We start from the raw sequence: 2,352 nt of genomic DNA, 5'->3' as shown, positions 1-2,352 counted from the left end.
TGATAATGAAATAACGTCTAAAAACTTATCGCTGAATTCGTCAGATATAGTAATAATCTTATCTAGTTCTTCAATCCTCTTCAACCTTTTAATTAGGGGTGAAATATGCTCAGTATTAAGATCGAATTTTGCTATTTCATTATAGTACTCAAATACTATTCTCAATCTAATTTTTTGCAATGCAGTAACTGTGGTCAAATCTAAATTTAATCGCTCAAGTCCTTGATCTATTGCTACAGCTTTGAATTGAGGTTGAGATAAGTAAATTTCAGGGGGTGCTTCATAATAATATGTGCCATGGGTATTATGATACTTTAACTTGGCCGAATAATCATCCCGAATGGCTTCAAGAGTATCATTGCCACCTAAGGCATTAGAAGTTTCACTTAGAAATTGAAGTATATCACTTTTTTCAGACCCCCTTTCGGTTAGATTCTGAATAATATTTCCTGCGCACCAACGAAAATTTTCTATTGAATCAAACCTTGAGAAATAGAAATCATTGGACAGTGCACGCTTCAAAAATGGTTTTTGGGTTTTGTCCGTTGCAGTCAAGAATATTGACCAAAAATCATCATCATTAATTTCACTTGCTGAAATTGGAAATTTATCAGAGTTGTTTCTTCTAGTACTTAAATTGTAAGTGCTTTTATAATCTGATGATACAATAATATCATCTTCACCTTCAGGGACTAGATACTCTCCATTGAAGTCTATTATTATGAACTTGGCGTTTTCTTTGAATCGTGGCTCATCCTTGTATTTCTCAAACAAACGATGATAAAGACTTGCTAAAGTATATGACTTACCACTTCCAGTATTCCCGAATATTCCAATATGACTTGCAAATAAACTATTGACACCAAGAATGATTTCCTTACCCCTTTCATTTGCCAGATTCCCAATCTCCAGTTCTTCATCAAGTTTTCCATTAATCTCTTTAAGAAAATAATGAACCTTTTTGAATTCATTTTGAGAAACCAGATAACATTCATTATCAATTAATGGTAGATCCTTGATCCCTTGTCGAAATCTCCCGCTTTCAATGTACCCAAGTAGTTTAATGTTCAGAAGTCTCTTGATTTTTTCCTTCTCGTTTCTATAGATTTTATCTTGATAGATTTTGTCTTCAGTAATATATTCGCCCTCTATCTTTCCAATAAAGGATTCAAAACCCTTGGTAATTTTTACATAGCTACCTACTGAAATATTCTTAATTAACTCTCCATTATAGAGTAAGTGGGAACCGTTTTTTGACTTATCAACTAAAACATCTACTGATCGTCCTTTGACAGAAACTACCTTCCCTACTCTTAAAACATCTTCTATATCAAGCCCTCCTTTAGACATTTTCTACTTTATGTTGTTCTTCAATTTTTGATATTACTTGATTAAAAAATTGCTTCGTTATTTGTTCCAAGGAATATGAGTTCTGCCCGTCAGCAGGAGCAAGAACTAGGATATTAGATTTCTGAACGACTAACCCTTGTATGCTGCGTTTGGCCTGTTGGTCGAAAGCAAAAATTATAATTAGTAATGTTGGATTTGAAAGAGCTACACGTTTGGTAATTTCACGAACATGTTCATCAGCAAACGAAAAACCAAAAACAAACAAAACTGAATTCTCCCTCTCCAAATGATTTGAGTACATTCTTAAAAGCTCATAAAAAAGAAGGTTTTGTGTAGTTGTAGCGAATTTGTCTTTGGTTGGATTAATCATGACCAACTTGTTATAGGCAGCTAGAAATGACTCATGTATATCTTTCTTCTTAACTCCACTATCATCTAATTTCTTATTTATTTCCACCAGATTTAATGGGTTTCCATCATCGTCATGTATAGAAATAAAGTCCTCATCTGGACAATCAACTGCTAAAATGGCTTTCAAAGAAGACAGACCATAATCATATACAATTCCCTGGTCAGTCTCTAACCAATTCAAACTACCATGTAACTTGAACAAGTTGAAGAGCGGAACCTCGGACCTTATATCGTAATGAGTACTTAACTTGAAAATTGAATTATGGAAATTCTCAGTTCCATATTTGGCATTCAGTTTACCTGAAAAACCATCATTATAGTCCGCGCCCTCCTGCTCCAATGTTGACTCAAGAAACAAGTCCATATTGGTTGTAAATAAATTAGCTTGTTTTGAAAGAAGATTACTTTTTCTCCTCCTAAGGAAAAAGCTAATAGCCTTAATAAGAGACTGATATGAAGCTCTAGTCTTGTTTAACTCTTCAGAATCACCATCTAGAATTTCAAGATTTCCTTTAATTGCAATCTTGAAATATTGATACTTAATAGTAGCATCTAACAATACCTTCTTATCTGAATCAATATCCGAATCCG

General features: G+C 33.6%; 2 protein-coding genes. Both read right to left on the bottom strand.

The annotated features are described in order from the left end of the window. Positions 1-1,350 (bottom strand): helicase HerA domain-containing protein (locus RLO81_RS16920; protein WP_350114387.1); only part of this gene is annotated, 1,350 nt, incomplete at its 3' end. Continuing rightward, the coding region (locus RLO81_RS16915; RefSeq protein ID WP_350114385.1) for an SIR2 family protein at positions 1,343-2,352 on the bottom strand (1,010 nt) is incomplete at its 5' end. The genes RLO81_RS16915 and RLO81_RS16920, both read right to left, overlap by 8 nt.

This window comes from Fulvivirga sp. (assembly GCF_040220315.1).
In the GTDB taxonomy this organism is placed as follows: domain Bacteria; phylum Bacteroidota; class Bacteroidia; order Cytophagales; family Cyclobacteriaceae; genus Fulvivirga.
The sequence above is the reverse complement of the archived record's forward strand: the minus strand, read 5'-3'. Positions and strand labels throughout refer to the sequence as shown.